Annotated in this window: 3 protein-coding genes and 1 pseudogene; 1 reads left to right on the top strand and 3 read right to left on the bottom strand. The window is 58.4% G+C overall.

The window, feature by feature from the left end; all coding sequences use genetic code 11:
- Positions 1–121: 121 nt before the first annotated feature.
- The 3 genes and pseudogenes from Q0K07_RS13280 to Q0K07_RS02110 all read right to left on the bottom strand — a co-directional run bounded on the left by Q0K07_RS13280 (position 122) and on the right by Q0K07_RS02110 (position 3905).
- Positions 122–421: an ErpA-related iron-sulfur cluster insertion protein gene (locus tag Q0K07_RS13280; RefSeq protein WP_367178862.1), complete on the bottom strand. Its 300-nt coding sequence runs from the start codon at positions 419–421 to the stop codon at positions 122–124.
- 15 nt (positions 422–436) lie between these two features.
- Complete coding sequence (locus Q0K07_RS02115; protein ID WP_294555739.1) at positions 437–1330, bottom strand: glycyl-radical enzyme activating protein; 894 nt, start codon at positions 1328–1330, stop codon at positions 437–439.
- A 129-nt stretch (positions 1331–1459) separates the two neighbouring features.
- Positions 1460–3905, bottom strand: a pseudogene (locus Q0K07_RS02110) (glycyl radical protein).
- A gap of 248 nt (positions 3906–4153) precedes the next feature.
- Here Q0K07_RS02110 and Q0K07_RS02105 point away from each other — a divergent pair.
- Positions 4154–5626 (top strand): sigma 54-interacting transcriptional regulator, encoded by a 1473-nt coding sequence (locus Q0K07_RS02105; protein ID WP_294555736.1) that lies wholly within the window; start codon positions 4154–4156, stop codon positions 5624–5626.
- Positions 5627–6000 lie beyond the last annotated feature (374 nt).

Raw genomic sequence — 6000 nt, 5'->3', positions numbered from 1 at the left:
GAAAGTAGCGTTTGATACGAGCAATCTGTTCATGAGAAAGATAAAAAAGTTCCTTCATGGCATCCTCCCTATGCCGATAATAAGAACTTTTTACCCTTTTGGCAATTAATGAGTCCTGAGCCTAGATCTGCGCGTTCAGCGCGGTAAGCACCACCTGCCTGTCTTCGTTGAAGCTCAGCTCAAAGGCCTTGCCGTATTTCGTGAGAAAATCGTTGTCGGCAATGAAGGGGACATCCTCCACGACAATCTTTTCGTCCTCATCCTCATCCATTTCATCCATGCCCAGACCGAGCACGATCTTGCAGTGTCATCCGCCCCCGACTTTGTATTCACGAAGGCGCACGCAGGCTTCCTCATCCTCGTCTTCCAGCATGGCGCGGAGCTTTTCCAGCATCTCTTCGCCGATGGTCACGGTAAACATGGTCAGCATCCTCTTTTATACGATAACGGTGGAAAGGCCGTGCCTTGCAAAACGCTCGCGCACCCTCTGCAGAGCCTCCGGCGTGTACTGCTCCACTGCCGGGAAGGGCAGGGAGAGCGCCGCATACTTGTTGCGGCCGAAGGCGTGACACGGCATGATTTCTATTTCATGGCGACCGAAGGTTCCGAAAAAGTCCGCCATGGCAGTGATGTTTTCCTCGGAGTCATTAAGGCCGGGCATGAGCGGCATGCGGATATGCACTTCCCTGCCGGAGAGAAGCGCCGCCCTCATGTTGCGGAGAATAAGGGCGTTGTCCTGCCCCGTGAGGGCCTTGTGCTGTTCGGGGTCCATGTGCTTGATGTCGAAAAGGAAAAGATCCGCCATCTTCAGGACCTTGTGGAAACGCTCCTCCGGGCAGAAACCGCAGGTGTCCACGGCGACGTGCCAGCCTTCCAGAACCGAGGCTTCCACAAGATCCAGAAAGAACTGACCGCCGGAAGTGGGCTCCCCGCCGCCGAACGTGACGCCGCCGCCGGAATTTTCATAAAAAAGCGCGTCCTTGCGCAGTACGGCCATCACCTCTTCCACACTCATGAGCCGTCCGCTCATTTCCCTTGCCCTGGTGGGGCATACCAAGGCGCAGGCGCCGCAGTCGCGGCACTGTTCCCTGTCCAGGCGGGAAACGCCCTCTTCCATGGAGGAAGCGCCGGAGCGGCAGGCTCTGACGCAGGCGCCGCAACCCGTGCAGAGGTTGCGGAAGAAAAGCAGCTGGGGAGTGAAAAGCTGGGATTCGGGATTGCTGCACCAGAGACAGTGCAGCGGGCAGCCCTTGAGAAACACGGTGGTTCTGATACCGGGCCCGTCCTTGGTGGACATGCGCTGAATATTGTACACGGTTCCCTGGCTCATGATCCTTCCTCCCCGAAGGCGGCCGTTTTGCGGGCCGGAGGATGTCTTTCCCACCCATCCTCCGGCCGGTTGTCTGTCATGGGCGGAGCCGCTGCTCCGCCCGCTTCTGTGCCTCAGGCTTTCCTGCGGTCAGCCCGCATATTCCGTGCGCTTGATGATCTCGTTCTGCACACCGCGGTCGAGGCGGGTGAAGTAGGCGCTGAAGCCGGCCACGCGGACCACGAGATCCTTGTATTCCTGCGGGTTGTCCTGCGCATGCTGCAGAGTGTCGGAGCTGACGCAGTTGAACTGGATGTGCGAGCCGCCGTAATCGCAGTAGGTCTTGATGAGCGCAATGAGATTGCGCGCGCCCTGCGGGCCTTCCAGCGCGGAGGGCAGGAACTTCACGTTGAAGTGGTTGGCCCCGTAGCGCACGGTGTCGATGGCTTCCGCGCCGGACTTGATGAGCGCGGTGATGCCTTCGTGGTCGGTGCCGGGCATGGCGGACACACTGCCGTCGGTAAGGGCGACGCCCGCCTTGCGGCCCGTGGGCAGAGCGCCCATGAGCGAACCGAAGTAGTTGTGGTACGAGAGGGAATAGGCATCCAGGGGCGTTCTGTAACCGAAGCAGTCCGGGCCGATGGAGCTGTGGATTTCGTCCACGTCATGGTAGAAGCGCTGCACGAAGGCCTCGATTTCGGGATAGTCGTTGCCGTGCTTGGGCGCTTCAAAGCACATCTTGCGGATGTCTTCGTAGCCTTCAAAGTTGGCCTTGAGCGCTTCCAGAAGCTGATCCATGGTGATCTTCTTCGTGTCGAACACCAGATGCTTGATGGCCAGCAGAGAGTTGGCGGCATCCACACCGGCGGTCATGATGGGGTTCACCTGCGGATAGCGGGTGCCGCCGGCTTCCTCGCACATGCCCTTCTCGATGCAGCCGTCGTACATGACGGAACGGAACACGCTGGGCACCACCTGCAGACGCGCCATCTGGCTGAGGTCGGAATGGTGGCGGGAAATGGTGAACAGGTGCCTGAGCTGTTCCTTGCAGGCTCCGTACAGTTCTTCAAAGTCCTTGAATTCGCGCGGATCGCCGGTTTCCACACCCACCACCTTCTTGGTGGAGGGGTCCTTGCCGTTGTTGAGCAGAAGTTCCACCACCTTGGCCAGGCAGGGCTGGTCTTCCTGCGTGATGAAGCTTCCCTTGCCGCAGATGCCGGTGGACACGCAGCCGTAGTTGCCGCAGTTGCGGGCGTCTTCCAGGGTGATGCCGTCCTTATACTGGGCGAAGCGGGCGAGGTTGCGCTCGATGACCACGGTGTTGTTGAGAATCTGGGGCTGGCCGGAACCGCCGCGGATGCACTCCACCACCTTGTTCAGGTACGAGGGCTTGAGCTTGGGATGATAGAGCAGCGTCAGCGTGGGCTGAATGCCGCGCATGCGGATCTGCGTTTCCAGCAGCAGTTCTTCCAGCTCGGTGCTGGCGTCGCGGCCGTCGGCATCCACACCGCCGATGGTGATGGTCTGGCCGGTATGGCCGGACAGGGTCTTGGCATAGGAGCCGCCCTGGTATTCGCCGAGTTCCATGTGCTTGATCCACTGGAACTTGAGCAGAGTGATGACCTGCTCCCGGGTGAGCTTTCCTTCCTCGATGTCCTTCTTGTAGAAGGGGTACATGTACTGGCCATAACGGCCGGGAGAGGTGGCGCAGGCCATCTGTTCCACTTCAATGGCCAGATGCACGAACCAGAAGGACTGGATGGCTTCGCGGAAGTTGCGGGCGGGGTATTCGGGCACGCGGCGGCAGATTTCCGCGATTTCCAGAAGTTCGGCCTTGTTCTTCGGATCGGTTTCAGCTTCGGCCGTCTTTTCCGCAAGCTCGGCATAGCGGTGGGAATGGGCGATGACGGCTTCCACGGCCACGATCATGGCACGGTAAAGGTCGTGACGTTCCTTGTTGTCCAGGGTGGTGGGGCAGTCGCGCAGGCGCTGTTTCAGATCATCGACCACCCAGCGCAGGCCCTTGTTGAGCGCCTTGGGGTAATCGGCAATGCCGGAACCGGAAGCCACGCTCACGTTGTCGTAGTACATGCCCGCCTTGGAATACTGCGCGGGATTCACCCCGTACTTGTCCTTGTACATCTTGTTGTTCAGGGCGATGCAGGTACGGTTCTTCCACTTCTTGTACACCTTTTCCAGAAGCTCTTCCGTCTCCTGGGGAATCTTCATTTCCCCGAGGGAGGTCATCTTGGCGAGCTGCATTTCGTCCTTGATCCAGGAAACGTTCCATTCCGGATAGGGGATTCACGCCGCAGCGAATGCCCGTGAGCGTGCCCACAATGGGGTTGCCGTCGAGAAAGATCTTCTTGGTCAGAAGCACGCGCTCAAAGAGCTTTGCACGGATGTACAGGGTGGATTCTCCGGCAAATTCCTCGTACACGTCCAGAAGGCAGCGAAGCCTTTCCGGGTCCATGACCTGGGGGGCGGTCATGAGGAAGTCCTTCAGTTCCGAGACGCGCTGTTCGGCAGTGTCCCAGTTGATGGCGTAACCCTGCCCTTCCACGGGGGCAGAGGGAGTGAACTCTATGACGGACATGGGTGTCTCCTGTTGGAAATGTTAGAGGCCGGGGAAAAATCGCTTGCTTGTGCCCATGGCAATGCACAAAGCGTGCCAAAATTCCCATGCTATATATAACATATTGAAATAATACTATTTATTATGATTTTCCCGCGTGTTTTTCCCGGTGAAATTTTTTCGAGGCTATAAAAAAACTTTCTTTTTAGAAAAGAATTTTTATACATGGGAAAATTTTATCACTCTTTCCCCAAAGAGAGGATTCTCCCATGTTCATCGGTACGGATACTTTCACCAATGTCAGCAGGTCGACCGTGATGAGCCCTGCCATGCGGTCGGTATGGGATCGCATGAGCATAGGAGTGGCCGTGGTGGACGCCACCGGCACCTGTGTCTACATGAACGACATCCAGCGCAGGGTGGACGGCTTCACCGGATCGGTGGTGGGCAAGCACATCACCGAGCTTTATGTGCCCAACGAAATGGACTGCATCCCCACCATGGAATGCCTGAGCCGGGGGGTGCCGCTTTTAAGGAAGGCCTACTGGTACAAGACCATCAACAATTCCCTGTTCTCCTCGGTGACGGACTTTTTCCCGCTCTTCGAGAACGGCCGCAAGGACGGCGTTCTGGCCTTCACCATCTGGGTGGACAGCGCGCTTCTCACCGGGGAGACGCGGGCGCGCACACGCCCGCCCGCGCCTTCCAGCGAAGACACAAGGTACACCTTTGAAAGCATCATCGGGCGCGACCCTGCCCTGCGCGGAGCCATAAGCGACGCCAGAGTGGCGGCCAAAAGCGCCGTCCCCGTGATGATCTGGGGTGAAAACGGCACGGGCAAGGAACTTTTCGCCCAGGCCCTGCATGCGGCAAGCCCCCGGCGGCAGCGCCCCTTCATTGCCGTGAACTGTGCGGCCATCCCGGAAAATCTCCTGGAAGGCATCCTGTTCGGCACCTCGAAGGGCGCGTATACCGACGCCGGGGACAAGCCCGGCCTTTTTGAAAAGGCCGACGGCGGAACCCTGCTTCTCGACGAGCTCAACTCCATGCCTCTCGGCCTTCAGGCCAAGCTTCTGCGCGTGCTTCAGGAAAAGAAGATACGCAGACTCGGGGCCCATACGGAAAAGGATGTGGATGTACGCGTCGTCAGCATCCTGAACGAACCTCCGCTCACCGCCGTGGAAAAAGGCATACTGCGCAACGACCTCTACTACCGCCTCGCCGTGGTGGGCATCTGCGTTCCGCCCCTGCGGGAGAGGCGCGAAGACATTCCCCTTCTGGTCTCCTCCTTCCTGCTGCGTCCGGAAAACGCGGCGGAGGATGTCCGCGTTTCCGACGCGGTCATGAAGCTTTTCTGGGAATATTCCTGGCCCGGCAACATCCGCGAGCTTCTGCACGTCATGGAAGGTTCCCTGGCCCTTCTCGGCGACCGCACCGTCATTGATGAAGACTGCCTGCCCCGCCAGTTCCGCGACGCCTGCTTCGGAAACCGCAAGGTCTCCACAGGCCTCGCCCCCATGGGCAAGGAACCCATCTCCGTGCCGGACGACTACCGCGACGTGAAGCGCAACAGCGTCATTCCCCTCAAGGAAAGGCTCAACGCCTTTGAATCGCGCTGCATCCGCAACGTACTGCGCGTCACCGGCGGCAACATTTCCAAGGCTGCGCGCATCATGGAGCTCACCGGCCCCGGCCTGCGCTACAAGATGAAGCAGCTCGGCATAAGCGAAGACGACTATTGATCCCGGAAAACGCCGGGAAAAACGCGCCGTTACAGGAATATTGCGCAGAAAAACCGCGCTTTTCCGTGCCGTGCGGCCGTGCCCCTGAAAAATCTCTTCCGCAGTCTCCGGCGCGCAGCTTCCCGCGCCGGAAAACCATGCGCGGCGCACGAAAAAGGCGCCGGCATACGCTTTCCCCGCTCAGCGCGGCTTTGCCGGGCCGCGCTGAGCGTTTTTTACCGGCGAATTAAAGAAAAAAATAACAAATCAGAGGCTGTTTCACCCTGCCGTTCCGGTTTTTCCCTTCTTTCCCTCTTCCCGTTCGCTCTTATTTTCACATTTTTCTTTCTAAAAAGAAAAAATTTTTTTCATTTTTTGTACTTTTCTTTTTCTCC

This window comes from uncultured Mailhella sp. (assembly GCF_944324615.1).
Lineage (GTDB): Bacteria > Desulfobacterota > Desulfovibrionia > Desulfovibrionales > Desulfovibrionaceae > Mailhella.
This window is presented reverse-complemented; position numbering and strand designations above follow the sequence as displayed.

What these genes read in the sequence shown, in the direction of transcription:
- Q0K07_RS02115 (WP_294555739.1), bottom strand. Translation starts at nt 1,330, where the DNA reads ATGAGCCAGGGAACCGTGTACAATATTCAGCGCATGTCCACCAAGGAC.
- Q0K07_RS02105 (WP_294555736.1), top strand. Translation starts at nt 4,154, where the DNA reads ATGTTCATCGGTACGGATACTTTCACCAATGTCAGCAGGTCGACCGTG.